The sequence below is a fragment of the Methylophilus sp. Leaf414 genome (genome assembly GCF_001425425.1).
Taxonomy (GTDB): domain Bacteria; phylum Pseudomonadota; class Gammaproteobacteria; order Burkholderiales; family Methylophilaceae; genus Methylophilus.
The window spans coordinates 414,474-436,234 of record NZ_LMQQ01000003.1; the positions used below are offsets into that span (position 1 = coordinate 414,474).

Sequence of the window (21,761 nt, forward strand, 5' to 3'; positions counted from 1 at the left end):
TTTTACTTGGTTAGTTTTGCCTGAGTTGTATATTTATAAGCATACATGGAGTGGTTGGTATTGATGCGTTTCAACAGAAGAATGGGTGCCCATGCTTTTGGGCTGTGTCTATTAGGCATGTTGATGGTTGTAGAGGCTATTGCAGGTGCAGCGGATATCAGTCGTCAGTTGCGATCCCGTCCGTCCCTCTTGAAGCCCGAAGATGTGGCCGTTATTTACAATATCAATGATGCGCAAAGTGAAGAAGTTGCCAGATATTACTTGCAGGCACGCCAGGTGCCAGTCGCTAACCTGATAGGCATAGAGCTGCCTAAACGAGCCAAAGACTCCCTGACTGTGGCCGAATTTGAATCTTTAAAAAGCCAGATTGAAGGTAAACTTCAAGATCAGCAAGTGCTTTTATTAGTCTGGAAAACCCCGTTTGCTGTGCAGTGTAATAGCCTCACTGGTGCACTGACCCTTGGCCTGGATCTGGAACAATGTAAGAAAACCTGCGATCCGGGGCGTGACAGTCCTTATTTCAACAGTTCATCCTTGCGCCCCTGGGCAGATCATCATATTCGTTTATCCATGCTACTGCCGATTACCAGTGTGGATGCAGCCAAAGCATTGATTGACCGCGGCACCTTAAGTGAATTCAGCTTGAATGAAGCGAACGGCTATTTCCTCAAAACCAAGGATGCAGCTCGCTCAAAGCCGCGGGAACCGTTTTTCCCCCCGGATGGTATGACGATCAAATCCAAGCGTCTTACTTTGCACACAGTCAGCCAGGAAGCGCTGGAAAAAGAAAAAGACGTGATGTTCTACTTTACCGGTCAGGCCAATGTGGATTACATGCTGACCAATAGCTACCTGCCTGGAGCGATTGCGGATCATTTAACCTCGACCGGCGGCATGTTGACCAGCACTTACCAAATGCCTGCCACCCGTTGGCTGGATGCTGGCGTGACCGGTAGTTATGGCACGGTTTCAGAGCCGTGTAATTACTGGCAGAAATTTCCTAATCCCCAGGTGGTCATGGCACATTACCTGGCAGGTGAAACATTGATAGAGGCTTACTGGAAAAGCGTGAAATGGCCTATGCAGGGCGTGTTTGTAGGCGAGCCATTAGCCAAACCTTATGCCAAAGTTGCGCCGATGACGCTGGAGTAAAAAACAGACGTTGCTCAAGCCAATGATGCACGTCACAATCCTGTCGCGTATGTGTCGTATAATCCCAGCCATCTGTATTCTGGGTGTTGCCTGTGCAAGATATTCGTTGGAAAGCGTTCTGGCTGCTGTTCTTCTGGTCTTTCTGCTGCCTGATCCTGGGTTGGGCCACTAGCGCCGATACTGCGTGGCTAGTATTTACAGCAGGTATTATTGCTTATCAGGCGGGACATCTTTACTGGATGCACCGGCTATATCAATGGTCACTAAAACCCGGTCTCAACTTCATGCCCAATGGCAAAGGTATATGGGAAGACATCTTTGCCAACCTTTACCAGGAAATGCGCCGTCATTCGCGTAGCCAAAGCCAGCTCAGCAGTACCTTGGAAAGATTACGCCACGCAACAAGTGCCTTGCCCGATGGCGTGGTGGTGCTTAATCACCGCAATGAAATCGAGTGGTTTAACGAGCCAGCTGTACAACGCCTGGGCTTGAAGCGCCAGCATGATGAAAATCAGCCTATCTATTATTTATTACGTCAGGCTGAGTTCGTGCAGTATTTGCAGAGCGAAGATTACAGCGAGCCGCTGAAACTCAAATCCTGGCGCAGCCCGGATGTGTCGCTAGAATTACAAATTATCCCTTTTGCCAGCAAGCAGCGGTTGCTGATTTGCCGCGATATCTCAGCCTTGGAAAGAACGGAAATCATGCGCCGCGATTTTGTTGCGAATGTGTCGCATGAGTTACGCACACCTTTAACCGTGGTGGGTGGTTTCCTGGAAACCATCGGCGATATGCAAGGTGAGATTACCGCCGATATACAACCTTATTTTGAGATGATGCAGGCGCAAACCACCCGCATGCGGCGCATCATTGAAGACTTGCTGACATTGTCCAGTCTGGAGAATAATGTCACGCTCAAGGATGAAATCGATATTGCGATGGAACCTATGCTCAATCAGTTATTGAAAGACGCAAAGGCGTTAAGTCATGGCCAGCATAAAGTGACGTTACATAATGATGCCAATGTGAATATCCGCGGCAGCTACAGTGAGTTGTTCAGCGCCATGAGCAACCTGGCCAGCAACGCGGTGCGTTACACGCCGGAGCACGGCAATATTGATATTTTCTGGCAGATGCAGGATGAGCAAGTGGTATTTAGTGTGCAGGATACCGGCATCGGCATCGAATCCCAGCATTTACCCAGATTAACCGAGCGTTTTTACCGCGTAGATAGCGGGCGCAGCCGTGATACCGGCGGCACAGGCCTTGGCTTGTCGATCGTAAAACACATATTGCATCATCACCAGGCGATTTTGAAAGTGGAAAGTGAACCGGGGCACGGCAGCCGTTTCAGCATTATATTCCCGGCCCAAAGGGTGCTTGTGGCATGAAATGGGTGGGCTGCAGCTGGATGAGCATATTGTTGCTTGCCGCCTGCAGTACCAATCCTGGCGGTGGTTATGTCGACTCCCCAAATGGTAAACCGCTACCCATCCGGCAGGACCGCAACACCCTGCATCAGTTAATTAAGAATGACACTGATCGGCTGGCGGATATTGAATATAGCGAAAATGTAGCCAGCATGCGCCTGTTAATGCTGAAGCTCTACAAACGCAACCCTGCAGAAGCGCACAAATCTGGCCTAGGCACCCCGGACCAGATTGCCACACAGGTATTTGATCAGGTAAGTACACACCAATGGCGGTTTGAAGCCTTAGGTGGTGCACAAGACACAGCAGCAATCAAGCTGGCTTTGAATCCACAATTCAGTGGCGACCGTGTGCTGGCACTGATCGTGGGCATGCAATCCATGTTATACCGAGCGCACGGCAATAAATCCGCTTTTTTCCTGATCGATAGTATTGAGCCGCAAAACTTGTACAATGCAGCGCGCAATATTGAAATTGCTGTATGGAAACTAGGCACCGCCAAAAATGCGCGCGGCGAACTATTGTTATTGACCAACAGCATGCAAACGGATGGCCAGAACCTGAGTTTTGAGCGTGAATTCAGCAAGCTGATAGCCCGCACCGATTTGCTGGCTTTCATGCTGGCGGAAAAATCGCAACGCTTTATTTCAAGGCTGACCCAAAGTATTAGCACTATGCCTTTCCTCCCTTTTAGATAAGTATTAGATACTGCCATGCAAGAAGCACTGACCCTACTTAACGGCTTGACTCCGACGCAATTTATGACGGAATACTGGCAAAAAAAGCCGTTACTGATCCGTGGCGCAATCCCCGGTTTTAAAGGCTTACTTACGCCGGATGAACTGGCTGGTTTGGCTTGTGAAACAGAAGTACCATCAAGGCTGATTCAGTTTAATCCAGAACATGCGGATGCAGGAGCAGGTTGGCAGGTGGCGCAAGGCCCGTTTGAAGAAGATGATTTCGCGGCGCTGCCCTCGCAGCATTGGACATTATTGGTTCAAGGCATGAATCACATCCTGCCCGAAGCGCAAGCTTTACTGGCACATTTTAATTTTATACCAACAGCCAGGCTGGATGATGTCATGGTCAGCTATGCACCGACTGGTGGAGGCGTGGGTCCGCACATCGACAGTTATGATGTTTTTCTCCTGCAAGGTGCGGGTAAGCGACGCTGGTCTATCAGTCAGCAGAATGATTTGCGCCTGATTCCGGATGCGCCCTTACGTATCCTTTCACATTTTGTCAGCGAGCAGGAATGGGTGCTGGAACCTGGCGATATGCTGTATCTGCCGCCAAATATAGCCCATTGGGGTGTGGCTGAAGATGATGATTGCATGACCTATTCGATTGGGTTTCGTGCACCGGCAGCAAGAGAACTGGCAGTGGAATTCCTGGATGCCTGCCGCCAGGAAGGATTGTCGGATGAGCTGTACCGGGATCCCGAATTGCAACCAGTTTTAGATGCTGCGGCAATTGACCAGGCAATGGTGAAGCGGGTAAGTGGCATGCTGCAACGGCTGACCTGGCAGCCGGAAGCGCTGGGGCCATTTCTGGCCCGCTATTTCACTGAGCCGAAAGCCTATGTGGTTTTTACGCCAAACCGCAAACTGAGCCTGGCAAAGTTTACTGACCAAGTACGCGAGTCAGGTGTTACACTGGACCTGCAAACACAGATGTTGCATTGGCAAGGCCAGTATTTTATCAATGGTGAGGTTGTTGAGTTGGCTGATGAATGTGGGCATTTACTCAATTCACTGGCTAATCAACGACAACTGGGCGCACGGCTTTTTGAGTCAGAGAATGCCAAGATGTTGCTTGCCTGGCTGCGTGATATGTACCTGCTGGGCTATCTGCATTTGGGCGAAATATGATCCTCGCAGCGCTAATTTGAACCAATTGCGACATATTTTTGTCAAAAAATGCAGAGTTGTTGTTCTTATGCAAAAAAATCCTCTGTTTTTGATTGTACTTACATTCTTTTTTTAATAAATTACTGATACAATTTTTCTACTCGGCGAGTTCTTGCATATCAGAATTGTGCCGTACACAAAATTTTGCTCATACATACTAAGGAAATAAAGATGACACGTTCTGCATTGTTGGCTGCATTGTTGGCTTTGGCTTTGACCGCTTGTGGTGAAAAACCAGCTGAAGAGGCTCCTGCTGTTGAGGCTCCTGCTGCTGAAGCTCCAGCTGCTGAAACACCAGCTGCTGAAACTCCAGTTGAAGCTGCTCCTGCTGAGGCTGCACCAGCTGAAGCTGCTCCTGCTGAAGCTGCTCCTGCTGAAGAAGCTAAGTAATTCAGACAGTAATCTGAATTACCTGATGATAGAGAAGCCGACGCAAGTCGGCTTTTTTATTTTTTGCCACGTCAGTTAAACATTTAAGCTGCCGTTTTCAATTCGGTTAACTCGTTAGCAATCTGACAAATGCGAATAAAGTCGTCTGCAACCAGAGAAGCGCCGCCAATCAAGCCGCCATCTACATCCGGCATACTCAGTAATTGTGCTGCATTACTCGGGTTTACACTGCCGCCATAAAGCAGATCCATTTTTTCTGCTACCTGTTCATCCAGCAATCCAATATGCCCACGGATAAATGACAGGATAGCTTGCACGTGTTGTGGTGTAGCGGCTTTGCCAGAACCGATCGCCCATACCGGTTCATAAGCAATCACGCCTTTGGATAATGCCTGAATCCCTACATGCGCAATCACCGGATTTAATTGACGTACGACCACCAGGTCGGTTTCACCTTGTTCATACTCTTCCAGCGTTTCACCTATGCACAATATGGGTGTCAGTCCGGCTTTGAGCGCCGCTTCAAAACGTTCACCACAGCTTTCATCACTGTCATGCCCCCGCTGCCTGCGTTCTGAGTGGCCGATAATCACATAGGTGCAACCAAACTCTTTCAGCATCACCGGAGAAACCGAGCCTGTATAAGCACCTTTCTCAAAACGGCTCATATTTTGTCCGCCCCAGGCAATATGGCTGTTTTGCAGGATATGTTGTGCCTGATACAGATACGGGTGCGGCGGGCAAACCGCATAGCGGGCATGATGCTGCTGGGTGTGCAGCAGCAGGCTCTGCATGAATTGTTGATTATCGGGCAAGCTGCCGTGCATTTTGCGATTGGCAACCACCAGTTTCGGGCGATTCGACATCACACGGTTCCTATAAGGGTTTTCTTCTTATAATGACGGATATTTTTCGGAAAACTTGACCCTATGCCGCAACTTGATTTTTCCTTGCAACTCGCCTCACAAGAAAACAACCTGCCTACCGAGGCAGAATTCAGGCGCTGGGTGCGCGCGGCTCTACGTGTAGATACCAGCGTGACTATCCGGATTGTGGATGCAGAAGAAGGGCGTGTATTAAATGCGACTTATCGCGGCAAGGATTATGCGACCAACGTGCTGACGTTTCCGCTCTCCGAACATCCGCACTTGATGGGCGATATCGTTATTTGTGCGCCAGTGGTTGCAAGAGAGGCTATCGAGCAGGGCAAAACGTTGCTGGCGCATTATGCGCATATGACTGTGCATGGCGTTTTGCATTTGCATGGCTATGACCATGAAGTAGATGCGCAAGCAGCGCTGATGGAATCGATGGAAATGGCCGCCATGCAGAAGCTGGGCTTTGCCAACCCCTATGTTGAATAGTCTTTAATCTGCGTACTTAAATCGTTACAATCTCCATATGGACATCTTGGAAAACAGCCAGGTAAAAATCAAAGGTGAAACGCTCTCCGAGCTGCCGCAGGATTTGTATATACCGCCGGATGCGCTGGAAGTTTACCTGGACACGTTTGAAGGACCACTGGATTTATTGCTTTACCTGATCCGCAAGCATAACCTGGATATCCTGGATATCCAGATGGCGCAGCTGACCGCCCAATACATGGCTTACGTCGAAAAAATGAAAGCCATTAAACTCGAGCTGGCCGCAGATTATTTGCTGATGGCAGCCATGCTGATTGAAATCAAATCACGCATGCTGTTGCCTAAACCAACTGAAGTGGAAGAAGAGGATGATCCACGCGCGGAGCTGGTCAGGCGCCTGATGGAGTACGAAGCCATCAAGCTGGCTGCACAACGGCTGGATGCATTGCCCAAAGTGGGTGAAGAGATTGATGTCGCCGCCGCGTATTACCAGCATATCAGCCAGGTTAAACCTCCCGAGGTCAGCCTGGATGACCTGGTGGAGGCCTGGCGCAATGTTCTCAAACGCGCCAAGCTAAACCAGCACCACAAACTTGGCAGGGCAGAACTTTCGGTGCGTGAGCATATGAGTTTGTTATTGCGCCGTTTAAGCACGGCAACGGTGTTACGGTTTGATGAGTTGTTTGACCTTGAAGCGGATGGCGTGCCTAAATTGGTAGTGAGTTTCCTGGCGATGCTGGAACTGGCAAAAGAAGGCCTGATCCGTATCACGCAACAAGAAGCATTCGGGACCATTTATGTGCAGGCGAATGCGCATGATTGAGGAGGAATATATTGCGTGATCCGGATAATATCCAGGAGATGAAGCAGATTCTGGAAGCGGCGTTGCTGACATCGCCGCAGCCGTTGGCGCTAGATGATTTGCTTAAATTGTTTGCCGGACGCATGGAACGCGCTACACTGCGCATGCTGCTGGACGAACTAAAAGCAGACTGGCTGGATAAAACACTGGATTTAGTGCAAGTGGCCAGCGGCTACCGCTTTCAGGCCAAGCCGGAATACAGCGAGTATATCTCGCGTCTAAACCCCGAACGACAACCAAAATATTCACGCGCAGTGATGGAAACCCTGGCTATTATTGCCTATCGCCAGCCCGTAACGCGTGGCGATATTGAGCAGATCCGCGGTGTGGCGGTAAACCCGAATGTGATTCGCCAGTTGCAGGAACGCGACTGGATAGACGTGGTTGGCCAACGTGAAGTGCCCGGCAGGCCATCATTATATGCAACTACTAAACATTTTCTGGATGACCTGGATTTGCGTTCGCTGGCAGAATTGCCGCCCTTTGAAGCGTTTGCACAAGCAGAAATTCCGCTGGAATAACTTGTGATGCGGGGCTCATTACTTAAAATCCGTATTAGTCATGAAGGTAATACAGCGCTCGGCCCCGGCAAAATAGAATTGTTACTGATGATAGAACAACATGGCTCCATCTCCGCCGCGGCCAAGCAAATGCATATGTCTTACCGCAGGGCCTGGGAACTGGTGGATGTCATGAATCGCTGCTTTGACCAGGTTGTTGTGCTGAGCTCTACGGGAGGTACGCATGGTGGTGGTGCGCAAGTAACTGAATTCGGCAAATCGCTTATTGGTGCATATCAACAGATTCTAAAAAAATCGGCAGAGGCAGCCGCAGATGAACTTGACCTGATTACACGGCACCTGAGAAAAGCGTAATTTTTTTGAGTGTCGTAATGCATGTATGGATATAACGATGGTAGCATTACTGAATGTTGACGATTGTTGCGCAAGAGCATTTTCTTAATGATTAAACGGGATAGAAATATGAAAAAATGCGGTTGGCTGCACTTGTCTTATGTGAGCGCTTTGGTAAGTCTTTGCCTGGTCAATGCATTGGCGCACGCAGAAGAGGGGAAAATTAAAGTATTTGCCGCAGCCAGCTTGACCGATGTGATGAATGTATTGGTCAAGCATTACAGCCAGCAAGCTGGCGTGCAAGTCGTGCCAGTCTATGGTGGATCGGGTACTCTTGCCAAGCAACTGGAACAGGGTGCACCTGGTGATATGTTTATTTCTGCCGATGAAAAATGGATGCAATACCTGAAAGACAAGCAATTGCTACAAAATGCGACTATCAAACCATGGCTGAGTAATCGCCTGGTGCTGATCACGCCACTAGCCAAGCCATTGAACATAAAAGCCGAGGCATCTGTAGATGTGAACCAGCAGGCGCCTGGCTACTGGTGCACCGGCGATACATTGTCTGTGCCGGTCGGGATTTATGCCAAGCGGTCACTGACTAGTCTGGGTTGGTGGGAAAAAGTAAAAAACAGGTTGGTCAGTACACAAGATGTACGTGCCACATTGAACCTGGTCGAGCGTGATGAGTGCGATGTGGGTATCGTATATGCCAGCGATGCACAATCTTCAAACAAGGTAAAATTGGCTGGTGAATTCCCTGAAAACAGCCATGTGCCTATTGTGTATCCGATGGCATTATTGCCGCAGGCATCCGCCGCAACCACCTCGTTTTATAAGTATCTACAATCAGTCGAGGCTAAAAAATTACTTGCTTCTTATGGCTTCAAGCCACTCGTTGCTGAGTAAGCCATTGTTCTAATTACCATGTGGACACTGTCTCCTGCAGAACTTTCCATCGTGCTGCTTTCGCTGAAAGTGGCGGCCTGGTGCGTGGTTATTTTGCTTTTACCGGCAATGGCAATGGCGTGGCTATTAGCCAAAAAACGTTTTTGGGGACAGTCGCTGCTGGATGCGCTGGTGCATTTACCTATGGTATTACCACCTGTTGTATTGGGCTATATGTTGCTGGTATTGCTTGGCCGCAGAGGCTGGATCGGTGCCTGGCTATATGAACAGTTTCATATTCAATTCACTTTTCATTGGTGGGGAGCCGTGATTGCCTCGGCGGTGATGGCGTTTCCCTTAATGGTGCGCTCAATCCGGCAGGCATTGCTCCAGGTAAATCCGCTTCTGGAGCAGGCTGCCCAAACATTGGGTGCATCTCCAATCAGGGTATTCCTGACTATCACTTTGCCATTGTCTTACCATGGACTGCTCACGGGCAGCATATTGGCATTTAGCCGCAGTCTGGGTGAGTTTGGCGCGACTATTACCTTTGCCGGCAATCTGGAAGGCGAAACCCGCACCTTACCATTGGCGATTTACAGTTTGACGCAAACTCCCGAGGGAGATGCCGCTGCGCTCAGGTTAGTAATTTTGAGTGTATTGGTATCTATTTTCGCGTTGCTCGCCAGTCAATGGCTGGAAAGACGGCTGATCAGGAGCCAACGCTGATGCTGCATGTAGATATTCAGATCAACCAGCCTTATGCTGTCGCGGCGACACAGCCTGTGTTTACCGTTGAAGCCAGGTTTGATTTGAAGCCTGGCGACTGCCTCGGCATTATGGGCGCCTCCGGCTGCGGAAAAACTACTTTGTTGCATAACATCGCTGGCTTGTTAATGCCTGCCTCCGGCATCATTCAAAGTGATCAGCAGGTATGGTTTGATTCAAAAAAAGCGATCAAACGTCCCCCATGGCAGCGGCAGGTAGGTATCGTATTTCAGGATGGGCGTTTATTTCCGCATCTGGATGTGCAGCAGAATCTAATGTATAGCATGCCGAAACGAAAAATTTCCATTTCAATGGAAGAAGTCATACATGTGCTGGATATCGGCACGCTCACCAAACGCAAACCTGGCCAGTTATCCGGCGGTGAAAAACAGCGCGTTGCGATTGGCCGCGCTTTGCTAAGCCAGCCTGCTGTACTGCTTATGGATGAACCGTTAAGTGGCCTGGATGATGCATTGAAACAGCAGGTACTGCCTTACATCAGAAAAGTAATCACTACTTTTGGATTGCCGACTGTATATGTCAGCCATGTGCGGGAGGAAGTGACAGAGATTGCCAACGAAGTATTAGTGCTGGCGCAAGGGCAATTGCGCCAGCCGGGTTAAAACTTTAAAGCTTAGTGATGATGACCACCGGCACCGTGTACGTGCTGATGCTCGATTTCTTCTTTGTTCGCCGAACGCACATCTTTAATCGTCGCGGTAAACAGCAGGCGCTGACCCGCCCAAGGATGATTGCCGTCAACGACGACTTTGCCATCCGCAATATCGGTAATGGTATACAAAATCACATCGCCTGTTTCGTCTTCACCTTCAAACTGCATACCGACTTTTAACTCTTCAGCCGGGAAAGCGCTGGCTTGCTCGATTTGTACCAGGCCGTCATCGTATTCACCGAAGCCATCTTCAGGATCCAGGCTCACTTCAATCACATCGCCTACATTTTTACCGTGCATGGCTTCTTCAACTTTAGGGAAAATATTGTCGTAACCGCCGTGCAGATAGGCCACCGGTTGCTGGCTTTCTTCCAGTGTCTCGCCATCAGTGTTCTGTAGTTTGTAAGTCATACTGACTACGGTGTTCATTGCTACTTGCATGTGAAATGTCCTAAGTTATCCGGTAATAAAACATTATTCTAAAGGATATTGCCGGGATGGTGTCACTCTCGCTGTTGATAATGTTGACCAAAATGCTTGCGCCAGAGCCATGGAGGAGTCGGGTTGGTTTGTTGCCATAAACCCAATGCTTGTTGCTGCGCTTGTTGTTGCAATGATGCTAATTCTGCTCGAGATGAGTAGCGGCTGTTAAACCAGGCCATCCCTTGTGCAACTTGATATTGGCTGGCGTCTGTGTGATTACAGTATAAATGGCCTAGGGTGCGTCCGTAAGGATCTGTGCCGATGGCCTGTACTGTAATCTTGCTATTGCAAAGTGCCATCAGGGTACGTTTCGATTGTTTGCCGAAGCTTTGCTGGGATTCAGGCGCGTCAATATCCAGCAACCGCAGGTGGTAAGTTCTACCCTGGTCCAGAATGATAACGGTATCGCCATCAATGACTTTTTTTAAAACGGGTTCAGCTTGCGCGTGAATGCTAAGCACAAAAGGCAGTAATAACAGCCAGATATTTGGCATGTTAATCCAGCAGGCTGGTGTAGTTTTCTGGCGTTAATACCGTGGGGATCGCCTCGGGCAGCAGCTCCGGATAATCTTTACTGTAATGCAGTCCACGGCTCTCCTGGCGCTCAATTGCGCAGCGGACGATGAGTTCTGCTACCTGTAACAAATTACGCAGTTCAATCAGGTCGTGGCTTACTTTAAAGTTACTGTAAAACTCGTGTACTTCGTCGCGCAACATGTGAATGCGATGTAAAGCCCGGCTTAACCTTTTGGTGGTGCGCACAATGCCGACGTAATTCCACATGAATCGACGCAGTTCATCCCAGGTGTGCGTAATCAGTACTTCTTCATCGGCATCAGTGACGCGGCTTTCATCCCAGTCCGGTAGCGAAATGGTAGGCTGCTGACCAGAGGCTTGAATGTCTTGCGCGCAACTTTCGCTGAATGCCAGGCACTCAAGCAGCGAGTTGCTTGCCAGGCGGTTCGCGCCATGCAAGCCAGTGCAGGCGGTTTCGCCAATTGCATACAGGCAATCAATATCGGTGCGCCCATGCATGTCAGTCATGACGCCACCACAGGTGTAGTGCGCAGCGGGCACGACTGGGATCGGCTGTTTGCTGATATCTATCCCAAGTTGCAAACAGCGTTTGTAAATGTTGGGGAAGTGCGACTGGATAAACTCCAGCGGCTTATGGCTGATATCCAGATAAACACAGTCCAGTCCGCGTTTTTTCATTTCAAAGTCAATCGCACGCGCGACCACATCGCGTGGCGCCAGTTCTGCCCGCTCATCATGCAAATGCATAAAGCGTGTGCCATCTGGCAAGGTCAGCAATCCGCCCTCTCCGCGCAATACCTCCGAGATCAGAAAAGATTTGGCGTGCGGGTGGTACAAGCAGGTCGGATGAAACTGCACAAACTCCATATTTGCGACGCGGCAACCAGCCCGCCATGCCATGGCAATACCGTCACCGGTACTGATATCGGGGTTGGTCGTATAAAGATAAACTTTGCCTGCGCCACCCGTTGCAGTCACTGTGTATTGCGCCGATAGCGTAGTCACATGCCCGGTCTGGCTATTGAGCACATACGCACCCAGGCAACGGTTAGGGCCATCAGTGGCCGTTTGCTGGAACAGCTTGTGCGTGGTGATCAAGTCGACTGCAATATGGTGTTCGAGAACGGTGATGTTCGGGTGTTCACGTACGCGGTCGGTTAACGTGGTTTGTACCGCCTGGCCGGTGGCATCTGCCACATGCACGACCCGGCGGTGACTATGGCCGCCTTCGCGCGTCAGGTGCAGGCGGTCATCTTCAGGCTCGCGGGTAAAGTTAACCCCTTGCTGCAATAACCATTCAATACTGGCACGGCCATTGTTGACTACCATACGGGTGACTTCGCTATCACACAGTCCGGCACCGGCATCTAAAGTATCTTGAATATGCGCTTCGATTGAGTCTTCACTATTGTGTACCGCTGCAATGCCACCTTGCGCCCAGTTGCTGGCGCTCATAGAAAGCTCGCGTTTACTCAATATGCAAATACGATAATTATCAGCCAGCCGCAGGGCCAGAGATTGACCAGCCAATCCGCTGCCAATGATCAGGACATCAAATACTTTATTCATATTGTTGTAAAGGCAGAGGAACTTTTGTAGAAAAAGCCGTGTCAGAAATTTGTCTGTATTGCATGTTGCAATCGCAGGCAAAAATAAGGGATGAGACGATGTTACACACAACAAAATTAGAGGCGTTAACGCGCACCGGGTTCGTCGAAAGCAATACAAAAGCGTATACTACTCCCAATCATAAAATTACCCAAGGGAGTCATCGCGATATGACTGTTCAGGCGGCAAACGCCAAACAGCTTGAGAATAGAGAGTTCGACCAACTGTTGGTTGAACGTGCCCAGCAGGGCGATAAACGTGCATTTGGCCTGTTGGTCGAAAAGTACAATCGTAAGCTCGGAAGACTATTGTCGCGTATGATCCGCGACCAGGCTGAAGTAGAGGATGTGGTACAGGAATCCTTTATTAAAGCGTATCGCGCATTGCATAGTTTTCGCGGTGATAGTGCCTTTTATACGTGGTTATACCGTATTGGCATCAACACTGCCAAAAATTATCTGGTGTCCATGGGACGCAAGCCACAGGTGATGCAGGACGTTGAAATTGAAGACGTAGAAAATTTCGATGAGGGTCAGGACATGCGTACGATGGAGACGCCTGAAACCTCTCTCATGACTAAAGAAATCGCGCAAACCGTGAATGATGCGATTGCCGCGTTGCCAGAAGAGTTGCGCACAGCTATCACGTTGCGCGAGCTTGAAGGCTTAAGCTATGAAGATATTGCGACAGTAATGCAATGTCCGATTGGCACTGTCCGCTCACGTATTTTTCGTGCACGTGAGACTATTGCTGCAAAATTAAGACCATTGCTGGACACACCAAACCACAAACGTTGGTAATCCGGTAACACTATTAGTGCAGCCATTTGATGTAAACTTTTTAAATAATGGGTGTTATGACAAACAATTTGTTAAATGCTAACATAAAAACATTGATTGACTTGGGGTTATTATGAAGCAGCAATTATCCGCTTTAATCGACGGCGAAGCCGATATTGAACGCTGTGAACATATATTTCTTGCGGCCAAATCTACTGGCGAAGTAGCGCAAGCCTGGCAGGAGTATCATGTGATTCGCGATGTGATGCGTGAAGAGTATTGGGTGCAACCCGATATGACCAGCCGCATCATGGCAGAACTGAGTGATGAGCCTGTGGTATTGGCACCAAGAGCTGCTGCACAGCCAGTGGTTCCAATAAAGTCACGACCCAATAAATACGTTTGGTCTATTGCAGCGTCTGTAGCAGCTGCTTTTTTTGTTGGTATGTTTGTGCTCAACCAGCCTGCAACTGTTGATTCGGTGCAAATTGCTGACAGTGAAACTGATCAATATGTCATGGCGCATCACAATTACTCACCTAATAGTGCGACGTACTATATTCATAATGTAACTTACGCTGGCGAATAGCTTTAACTGTGATTGGTATGTCTGTGCAGTTTGTAATTCGTGCGGTATTTGCGTTAGTGCTCTGCCAACAGGCAGTCGCAGATGAAGATTTATGGGTCACTATGCAGAAAACAGCTTCTGCAGCCAGAGAGCTTAACTACCAGGGATTATTTATCTATCATAACGGAGCGATTATTCGCTCCGTTCAAATTACCCATATCAATGAAGCCGGCCGGGAATTTACCCGCAATGTCGTCCTTGATGGCCGTCCGCGTGAAGTGTTTAGCGAAGGTGACGATATTGTTATTTTTAATGCAAAAAATGACAAGGTAGTGATCGAAAAGCGCCGTGGTCAGAACCTCTTCCCGGCCATGTTGCCGACCCAGCTTCAACCTCTCAAGCAAAACTACAAGTTAAAATTTGTTGGCCAGGAGCGGATTGCTGGGCGTCTGGCTCAAGTAATCGATATGATCCCCAATGACAACCTGCGTTATCAATACCGCGTCTGGTCTGATAGCGAATATGGCTTGTTGTTGAAGATGAGCATGCTGGATGTGCAAGGTCATACCCTGGAACAAATCGGTTTCAATCAGGTATCCATGTTGCAAACCAAAGACCTGGATTGGTTCCAACCCAAGATCGACGCTTCCAAACCTTATGTGATGGATGACACCACCGATTTGACCCATGTGGAAAATAATCTGGTAATCGCAAACCTGCCTGCCGGGTATAAAAAAGTAGACCAGATCCGCTTGCGGGTCCCGGGTCGTACGGTGCCAGTCCAGCAATTAATTTTTTCTGATGGCCTTGCTTCAGTGTCGCTGTTTGTTGAGCCTGTAATCAAAGGCATGCAACCTCGCATTGGCAAAAAAACCATGGGTTCGACCAATGTATACGCCCATGTCTTAAACGGCTATCAATTGGTGGTTGTAGGTGAAGTACCGGCGCAAACCGTTGAGCAAATTGCGCAGCAGGTGACTTTTAAGAAGTAATCAAACTCGATGATTTCTACCTGTCCTCCTTGCTGCATGCACTCCCAGAATTATTTTCATCCCTGATATTTCCTCATTCATGACAAATTCCTCTAATCAATCAATATTGGATGAGCTGGTAGCGTCTGGCGTATTGTTGTGGAGTGATTGTCAAATGAAAGCTCTTTGTTTTTGTGCGTGTAATCACCATATGTAGAAAGCGTTTTAACAGTGACCAGGTTTTCTTGTTGGCTGCTATGAATAAGTATTTGAAAATATTGAATTAATTGATTAAATAATAGGAAAAATCATCATGAAGCAATGGATTTCTGCAGTGTTTCTGACATGCACTATGTCAGTGAGTATGTTTGTCATGCCGGCGCAGGCCAAGGATTTGCCTGACTTTACTGAGCTAGCAGAAAAACAAGGACCCACAGTGGTTAATATCAGTATTACTTCTGTAGTTCACGGTGGCGGTGGCATGGGTTTCCCTGGCATGCCTAATGATGAAAATCTGCAAGAATTGCTGCGCCGGTTCGGTATTCCGGGTATGCCTGGTATGCCGGGCCAGGAAGGCGGGCAGGACTACAAAACCCAGTCATTGGGTTCAGGGTTTATCATCAGCAGTGATGGGTATATTTTGACCAATGCGCACGTGGTGAGTGAAGCTGATGAAGTACTGGTAAAACTGTCTGACAAGCGCGAATTCAAGGCAAAAATCATTGGTGCCGACAAACGTACCGATGTTGCCCTGATTAAAATTGAAGCAACTGGCTTACCTAAAGTAGTCGTGGGTGATCCAAGTGCATTGAAAGTCGGCGAATGGGTAGCAGCGATTGGTTCTCCTTTCGGCCTTGAAAACACCATGACAGCCGGTATTGTCAGTGCCAAAGGTCGTGCCCTGCCACAAGAAAATTATGTTCCATTTATCCAGACCGATGTTGCGATTAATCCTGGTAACTCAGGCGGTCCGCTATTTAACCTGCGCGGTGAAGTGGTTGGTGTGAACTCCCAGATTTATAGCAAAAGTGGTGGCTCCATGGGGCTGTCATTCAGCATCCCGATTGATGTGGCTATTGATATTTCCAATCAGTTGAAGGCGACTGGCCGTATTTCACGTGGCTGGTTAGGGATTGGTATTCAGGAGGTGACTAAAGATTTGGCGGATTCTTTTGGCCTGAAACAAACCAGTGGCGCACTAATTGCCGGCGTTGAAAAAAATAGTCCCGCAGACAAAGGTGGTCTGGAAGTTGGCGATATTATCCTTAAGTTTGACGGTAAACCAATTGTAACTTCCGGTGATCTGCCGCGTGTTGTCGCTTCTATCAAACCTGGTAAAGTCGTGCCAGTGGAAATTGTGCGTAAAGGCACCAGCAAGACACTGCAGTTAGGCGTTGGTGAAATGCCAAACGAGCAAGCTGAAGCCCCTGCTTCGAGCAAAGAGCCTTCTAAATCAGAATCTAACAAGATCGGCCTTACCTTGCGTGAATTAACACCACAGCAAAAGAAAAAGCTGAATGGAAAAAATGGCTTGCTGGTGATTGAAAGCGTGGGCGCAGCGGCGCAAGCAGGTATCCGCCGTGGTGATGTGATTCTTGGCCTGAACAACAATGAAAGCCTAAGTGTAGATTTGTTCAATAAGCAGATCAACGCTGTGCCTTCCGGAAAAACGGTGGCAGTGCTGGTGCTGAGAGGCGAAAATACTTTGTATGTTCCTATCAAGGTAAGCAAATAAATATGGGTTTTAAAGCGCAGCAAACATTCAGTGATTTAAAATAAATCCCTGATAAATAGGCGTTTGCTGTAAAATGCCAGCAAATTTGGAAAGGCGCGTAAAGCGCCTTTCTTGCTTGTAATCAACCTATAGCAGAACATGAAGAATATTCGTAATTTCTCGATTATTGCCCACATCGACCATGGCAAATCGACACTGGCTGATCGCATCATTCAAATGTGCGGTGGGCTGGAGGCGCGCGAAATGGAAGCGCAAGTGCTGGATAGTATGGATATCGAGCGTGAGCGCGGTATTACGATTAAAGCGCAAACCGCCGCCCTGCAATACAAAGCCAACAACGGTGAAACGTATTTCCTCAACCTGATTGATACGCCAGGGCATGTGGATTTCAGCTATGAAGTCAGCCGTTCGCTCTCTGCCTGTGAAGGTGCTTTGCTGGTCGTAGATGCCTCACAAGGTGTTGAGGCGCAAAGTGTAGCTAACTGTTACACCGCGATTGAACTGGGCGTTGAAGTTACCCCTGTCCTGAATAAAATTGATTTGCCTTCTGCCGACCCGGCACGCGTTTCCCAAGAGATTGAAGATGTGATTGGCGTAGATGCCACCGATGCTGTGCGTTGTTCCGCCAAAACCGGCGAAGGCGTACGCGATGTGCTCGAAGAAGTGGTTGCCAAAGTGCCGCCGCCAAAAGGTGATGTCGATGGTCCGTTGAAAGCGTTAGTGATTGATGCATGGTTTGATAACTATGTAGGCGTAGTGATGCTGGTGCGCGTGGTTGATGGCGTATTGCGCGCCAAGGATAAAATCCGACTGATGGCAACCGGCGCTGAATACTTGTGTGAGCAAGTCGGTGTGTTCACGCCAAAGTCGCTGCAACGTCCGCAATTAAGCGCAGGTGAAGTAGGGTTTATTATTGCAGGTATTAAAGAGCTTGCAGCCGCTAAAGTCGGCGATACGGTCACTTTAGCCGGTAGAAAGGCTTCTGAGCCTCTGCCCGGTTTTAAAGAAGTTAAGCCGCAAGTGTTTGCCGGTTTATATCCTGTTGAGTCCAACCAGTTTGAAGGTCTGCGCACCGCACTGGAAAAGCTGAGCTTGAATGACTCAAGCCTGCAGTTTGAGCCGGAAAACTCGACTGCACTGGGCTTTGGCTTCCGTTGTGGCTTCTTAGGCTTGCTGCATATGGAGATCGTACAAGAGCGCCTGGAGCGCGAGTACGATATGGACCTGATCACTACTGCACCTACCGTGATTTACGAGTTGTTGCTCAAAACCGGTGAAGTGGTGCAGATTGAAAATCCGTCCCGCCTGCCTGAGCCTTCCCGGGTGGAAGAGATTCGCGAGCCTATGATTGTGGTCAATCTGTTGATGCCGCAAGATTATGTCGGGCCGGTGATGACCTTGTGTAATAACAAACGCGGCATCCAGCGCAATATGCAGTATATGGGCCGCCAGGTGATGCTGAGTTACGAAATGCCGCTGAACGAAGTGGTGCTGGATTTCTTTGATAAATTGAAGTCTGTTTCACGCGGTTATGCATCGATGGACTATGAATTCCTGGAGTTCCGTGCCGCCGATCTGGTGAAGCTGGATATCATGGTCAACGGAGAGCGCGTCGACGCTTTAAGCCTGATTGTGCATCGTGCAAACAGTCTTTATCGTGGCCGTGAACTGGTCTCCAAAATGCGCGAACTGATTCCTCGCCAGATGTTTGATATTGCCATCCAGGCATCAATTGGGGCTAACATCATTGCCCGTGAAACCGTGAAGGCCATGCGTAAAAACGTGATTGCCAAGTGCTACGGTGGCGATATTACGCGTAAGCGCAAATTGCTGGATAAACAAAAAGAAGGTAAAAAACGCATGAAGCAGGTTGGCAATGTGGAAATTCCACAAGAAGCCTTCCTGGCGATTCTGCGCGTTGAAGATAAATAAACGGGAAACCCCGCTTTCTACAGGGAACGAGCATGTATTTTGCAATTTTTATGTTGGTGATTTTGCTGGTATCCGGCGCTATCTGGTTGCTGGATATCCTGGTCCTGCGCAAAAAACGCCAGGCAAGTGCCTTGGGTGATGTGCCTGATCCATGGTATGTGGAATACAGCAAAAGCTTTTTCCCGGTCATCCTGCTGGTGTTCACGGTGCGCTCATTTATCGTTGAACCGTTCAAAATTCCTTCCGGTTCCATGATGCCGACATTGCTGGCTGGCGACTATATACTGGTCAACAAATTCACTTATGGCTTACGTGTGCCTATCCTGAACAATGTGTTTTATCCGGTGGATAAACCTAAGCGTGGCGACGTATTCGTGTTTCATTACCCGCCAGACCCATCGATTGATTACATTAAACGGGTGGTGGGTTTGCCGGGCGATAAAATTCAATACCGTGACAAACAGCTGACTATCAATGACAAAGTCATTAACCTTGATTTCATTGAGCCCTACAAATATGCATTGAATGTGAACGATGAAAGTGGCAGCTCACGCGCGGTGGATGTGACCGCTTCACGCCTGACGGAGCAGTTGGGCGATGTCAAACACGATGTACTGATCCATGACATCATGAATCAGTATAGCCCTGGCAGCCTGGGTGACCGCTTAATGCAAGGCGAAGCGATCACTGTGCCTGAAGGCCAGTACTATGCCATGGGCGATAACCGCGACAATAGTTCTGATAGCCGTGTCTGGGGCTTTGTTTCTGAGAAATATCTGGTTGGTCGGGCGTTTTTTATCTGGTTTAACTTTGACCAGTGGCGTCGTATCGGGCAAAGTATCGGTTAATGTCGGTCGTCATCGTTTAGGCAATCACCATTTGTGGAGAGATGGCATATGAAACGTTCTCATATTTCAACGCAGACTTCAGCAAAGCCGCAACGCGGGTTAGGCTTGATCGGTTTTCTGCTGGTGTTAACTGCAGTGGGTATTCTGGGCATGGTGGCACTTAAAGCGTTGCCATCCTATATGGAATATTTCTCGATTCAATCGACTGTCAACCGCCTGGCGCATGACCCTATGCTGCAAAGTGATGCCGATATCCGTGCCGCGTTTGACCGCCAGATGCATGTGGATATGATCAAGACCGTGCAAGGCCGCGATTTGACTATCGCCAGCGGTGCTGTAGCTGTGCGTTACCAAAAAACGATTCCCCTCACAGACACTATCAGTTTGCTGATCGATTTTGATGCGGCCAGCAAAGCATCACAGTAGGTGAGATGAGCGCGCTTCCAGTCTTACAGACCCGCATCGGTTACAGCTTCACGCAGCCTGAGTTGCTGCAGCAAGCGCTCACACATCGCAGTTTTTCGGCCAGCAATAACGAACGCCTGGAATTTTTAGGCGATAGCGTGCTCAACTTTATTATTGCGCATCAGTTATTTAATTTATTCCCTGATATACCAGAGGGAGACCTCAGCCGCTTGCGCGCCAAGCTGGTAAAAGAAGCCAGCCTCGCCGAGATCGCTATTACACTGAATCTTGGCGATGCACTCAAACTCGGTGAAGGTGAATTGAAGAGCGCAGGCTGGCGCAGGCCTTCTATCCTGGCGGATGCGCTGGAAGCCATTGTCGGTGCAGTCTACCTGGATGGCGGCTTTGCAGCCGCTGAACAAGTGGTGGCGTTGCTATACCGCGAAACACTCACTACTATCAACCCGAAGGTGATTGATAAAGACGCCAAGTCACAATTGCAGGAATACCTGCAAAGTAAAAAGATGGACCTGCCCGAGTATCAGGTAGCATCTATCGAAGGCGAGGCACACGCACAGACCTTTACCGTGCAATGCTTTATCAAGAAACTAAATATCACTACTACTGGTGCCGGCACTAGCCGCCGCGTGGCAGAACAGCAGGCGGCCAAGCTCGCCATGGAAAAAATTCAATCATGACAGAACATATAGAACCTACTGAAGATTTCCGTTGCGGCACCGTTGCTATCGTTGGCCGGCCAAACGTTGGTAAATCTACCTTACTGAATCATATCCTGGGCCTGAAGTTAGCCATTACTTCACGCAAGGCGCAGACCACACGCCATCGTTTACTCGGCATCCATACCACTGAGGATACCCAGTTCCTGTTTGTGGATACGCCGGGTTTCCAGCAGAAACATATCAATGCTTTAAACAAAACCCTGAACAAAACAGTGACCCAGGTATTGTCTGAAGTCGATGTGGTGCTGTTCGTGATCGAGCCGATGAAGCTGGGCGAAGCAGATGAGCTGGTCCTGAAACTGTTACCTAAGAACAAGCCGGTCTTGCTGGTAGTGAATAAAGCAGATTTGATGGGGGATAAAGGTAATTTATTGCCATTGATCCAGGACTTTGATCTGCTGTTTGAGTTTGCCGGTATCATCCCGGTCAGTGCAAAAAAGAACCAGAATCTGGATGGCTTGCTGGACGCGGTGCGTGAGCATTTGCCGGAACAGCCAGCGATATATGGTGAAGATGAACTCACCGATAAGAATGAACGCTTTTTAGCCGCCGAGTTAATTCGCGAAAAAATATTCAGGTTGGCAGGCGATGAGTTGCCTTACTCAATGACGGTAGAAATTGAAAAGTTTGAAACCGTCAAAAAACTTCGCCGCATTTTTGCCGTGATTATTGTCGATAAAGACAGCCAGAAACCCATGATCATTGGCAAGGGTGGCGAGAAACTCAAACAAATCTCCACCGAAGCGCGCCAGGATATGGAAAAGCTGTTCGGCTCCAAAGTTTACCTGGAAACCTGGGTCAAGGTTAAAGGTGGCTGGGCAGATGACGAGCGTGCATTAAAAAGCCTAGGGTTTTAGTCGC

At 48.8% G+C, this 21,761-nt stretch carries 25 protein-coding genes; 21 read left to right on the forward strand and 4 right to left on the reverse strand.

Features of this window, described 5'->3' with window-relative positions:
* The first annotated feature begins 63 nt into the window (after positions 1–63).
* From ASG24_RS08865 to ASG24_RS08885, 5 genes are all read left to right on the forward strand, one after another.
* Positions 64–1,152 carry a TIGR03790 family protein gene (locus ASG24_RS08865; protein WP_055870509.1) on the forward strand — a complete coding sequence of 363 codons (1,089 nt, stop codon included), beginning with the start codon at positions 64–66 and terminating at the stop codon, positions 1,150–1,152.
* A 92-nt stretch (positions 1,153–1,244) separates the two neighbouring features.
* Positions 1,245–2,543 (forward strand): phosphate regulon sensor histidine kinase PhoR, encoded by a 1,299-nt coding sequence (gene phoR, locus ASG24_RS08870; protein WP_082488063.1) that lies wholly within the window; start codon positions 1,245–1,247, stop codon positions 2,541–2,543.
* Positions 2,540–3,280, forward strand: coding sequence for a hypothetical protein (locus tag ASG24_RS08875; RefSeq protein ID WP_055870349.1), 741 nt, complete (start codon positions 2,540–2,542; stop codon positions 3,278–3,280). Before phoR ends, ASG24_RS08875 begins: the two co-directional genes overlap by 4 nt.
* A 15-nt stretch (positions 3,281–3,295) precedes the next feature.
* Complete coding sequence (locus ASG24_RS08880; RefSeq protein WP_055870351.1) at positions 3,296–4,453, forward strand: cupin domain-containing protein; 1,158 nt, start codon at positions 3,296–3,298, stop codon at positions 4,451–4,453.
* A gap of 210 nt (positions 4,454–4,663) precedes the next feature.
* Positions 4,664–4,882 carry a hypothetical protein gene (locus ASG24_RS08885; protein ID WP_055827555.1) on the forward strand — a complete coding sequence of 73 codons (219 nt, stop codon included), beginning with the start codon at positions 4,664–4,666 and terminating at the stop codon, positions 4,880–4,882.
* An 83-nt stretch (positions 4,883–4,965) separates the two neighbouring features.
* Here ASG24_RS08885 and tpiA read toward each other — a convergent pair whose 3' ends face one another.
* Entirely contained in the window at positions 4,966–5,748 is a 783-nt protein-coding gene (tpiA, locus tag ASG24_RS08890; protein WP_055870354.1) for a triose-phosphate isomerase, read from the reverse strand.
* Between the two features lie 63 nt (positions 5,749–5,811).
* On the opposite strand from tpiA, the gene ybeY reads away from it, so the two are divergent.
* The 7 genes from ybeY (at position 5,812) to ASG24_RS08925 (ending at position 10,244) form a co-directional block, all read left to right on the forward strand.
* Positions 5,812–6,246 carry an rRNA maturation RNase YbeY gene (gene ybeY / locus ASG24_RS08895; protein ID WP_055870356.1) on the forward strand — a complete coding sequence of 145 codons (435 nt, stop codon included), beginning with the start codon at positions 5,812–5,814 and terminating at the stop codon, positions 6,244–6,246.
* A gap of 37 nt (positions 6,247–6,283) precedes the next feature.
* Positions 6,284–7,069 carry a ScpA family protein gene (locus tag ASG24_RS08900; protein ID WP_055870357.1) on the forward strand — a complete coding sequence of 262 codons (786 nt, stop codon included), beginning with the start codon at positions 6,284–6,286 and terminating at the stop codon, positions 7,067–7,069.
* 11 nt (positions 7,070–7,080) lie between these two features.
* On the forward strand, positions 7,081–7,629 hold the full coding sequence (gene scpB / locus ASG24_RS08905) for an SMC-Scp complex subunit ScpB (protein ID WP_055870360.1): 549 nt from the start codon (positions 7,081–7,083) through the stop codon (positions 7,627–7,629).
* A gap of 6 nt (positions 7,630–7,635) precedes the next feature.
* On the forward strand, positions 7,636–7,983 hold the full coding sequence (locus ASG24_RS08910) for a winged helix-turn-helix domain-containing protein (protein ID WP_055870362.1): 348 nt from the start codon (positions 7,636–7,638) through the stop codon (positions 7,981–7,983).
* A gap of 108 nt (positions 7,984–8,091) precedes the next feature.
* Complete coding sequence (modA, locus tag ASG24_RS08915) at positions 8,092–8,874, forward strand: molybdate ABC transporter substrate-binding protein (protein ID WP_055870365.1); 783 nt, start codon at positions 8,092–8,094, stop codon at positions 8,872–8,874.
* An 18-nt stretch (positions 8,875–8,892) separates the two neighbouring features.
* Positions 8,893–9,582, forward strand: a complete 690-nt coding sequence (modB, locus tag ASG24_RS08920; RefSeq protein ID WP_055827534.1) for a molybdate ABC transporter permease subunit — start codon at positions 8,893–8,895, stop codon at positions 9,580–9,582.
* On the forward strand, positions 9,582–10,244 hold the full coding sequence (locus ASG24_RS08925) for an ATP-binding cassette domain-containing protein (protein ID WP_055870368.1): 663 nt from the start codon (positions 9,582–9,584) through the stop codon (positions 10,242–10,244). The genes modB and ASG24_RS08925 overlap by 1 nt, the downstream gene beginning before the upstream one ends.
* A gap of 11 nt (positions 10,245–10,255) precedes the next feature.
* Here the strand turns inward: ASG24_RS08925 and ASG24_RS08930 are convergent, their stop codons facing one another.
* From ASG24_RS08930 to nadB, 3 genes are all read right to left on the reverse strand, one after another.
* Positions 10,256–10,735 (reverse strand): peptidylprolyl isomerase, encoded by a 480-nt coding sequence (locus tag ASG24_RS08930; RefSeq protein ID WP_055827529.1) that lies wholly within the window; start codon positions 10,733–10,735, stop codon positions 10,256–10,258.
* 62 nt (positions 10,736–10,797) lie between these two features.
* On the reverse strand, positions 10,798–11,271 hold the full coding sequence (locus tag ASG24_RS08935; protein WP_055870371.1) for a thermonuclease family protein: 474 nt from the start codon (positions 11,269–11,271) through the stop codon (positions 10,798–10,800).
* A 1-nt stretch (position 11,272) separates the two neighbouring features.
* Positions 11,273–12,883 carry an L-aspartate oxidase gene (gene nadB, locus ASG24_RS08940; protein WP_055870374.1) on the reverse strand — a complete coding sequence of 537 codons (1,611 nt, stop codon included), beginning with the start codon at positions 12,881–12,883 and terminating at the stop codon, positions 11,273–11,275.
* A 209-nt stretch (positions 12,884–13,092) separates the two neighbouring features.
* On the opposite strand from nadB, the gene rpoE reads away from it, so the two are divergent.
* The 9 genes from rpoE (at position 13,093) to era (ending at position 21,757) form a co-directional block, all read left to right on the forward strand.
* Positions 13,093–13,722: an RNA polymerase sigma factor RpoE gene (gene rpoE, locus ASG24_RS08945; RefSeq protein WP_055827520.1), complete on the forward strand. Its 630-nt coding sequence runs from the start codon at positions 13,093–13,095 to the stop codon at positions 13,720–13,722.
* A 112-nt stretch (positions 13,723–13,834) separates the two neighbouring features.
* On the forward strand, positions 13,835–14,290 hold the full coding sequence (locus ASG24_RS08950; RefSeq protein ID WP_055870377.1) for a sigma-E factor negative regulatory protein: 456 nt from the start codon (positions 13,835–13,837) through the stop codon (positions 14,288–14,290).
* A gap of 17 nt (positions 14,291–14,307) precedes the next feature.
* Positions 14,308–15,261 carry a MucB/RseB C-terminal domain-containing protein gene (locus tag ASG24_RS08955; RefSeq protein ID WP_055870381.1) on the forward strand — a complete coding sequence of 318 codons (954 nt, stop codon included), beginning with the start codon at positions 14,308–14,310 and terminating at the stop codon, positions 15,259–15,261.
* A 289-nt stretch (positions 15,262–15,550) separates the two neighbouring features.
* Positions 15,551–16,975, forward strand: coding sequence for a DegQ family serine endoprotease (locus ASG24_RS08960; RefSeq protein ID WP_055870385.1), 1,425 nt, complete (start codon positions 15,551–15,553; stop codon positions 16,973–16,975).
* Positions 16,976–17,113: 138 nt separating this feature from the next.
* Positions 17,114–18,907, forward strand: a complete 1,794-nt coding sequence (gene lepA, locus ASG24_RS08965) for a translation elongation factor 4 (protein ID WP_055827510.1) — start codon at positions 17,114–17,116, stop codon at positions 18,905–18,907.
* Positions 18,908–18,939: 32 nt separating this feature from the next.
* The gene (gene lepB, locus ASG24_RS08970) at positions 18,940–19,755 is read left to right on the forward strand and encodes a signal peptidase I (RefSeq protein WP_055827507.1); all 816 of its coding nucleotides are present in this window, start codon (positions 18,940–18,942) and stop codon (positions 19,753–19,755) included.
* A 48-nt stretch (positions 19,756–19,803) separates the two neighbouring features.
* The gene (locus tag ASG24_RS08975) at positions 19,804–20,181 is read left to right on the forward strand and encodes a DUF4845 domain-containing protein (protein WP_055870387.1); all 378 of its coding nucleotides are present in this window, start codon (positions 19,804–19,806) and stop codon (positions 20,179–20,181) included.
* A gap of 5 nt (positions 20,182–20,186) precedes the next feature.
* Positions 20,187–20,858, forward strand: a complete 672-nt coding sequence (rnc, locus tag ASG24_RS08980; RefSeq protein ID WP_055870390.1) for a ribonuclease III — start codon at positions 20,187–20,189, stop codon at positions 20,856–20,858.
* Positions 20,855–21,757, forward strand: coding sequence for a GTPase Era (gene era, locus ASG24_RS08985; RefSeq protein WP_055870393.1), 903 nt, complete (start codon positions 20,855–20,857; stop codon positions 21,755–21,757). The genes rnc and era overlap by 4 nt, the downstream gene beginning before the upstream one ends.
* Positions 21,758–21,761: the final 4 nt, after the last annotated feature.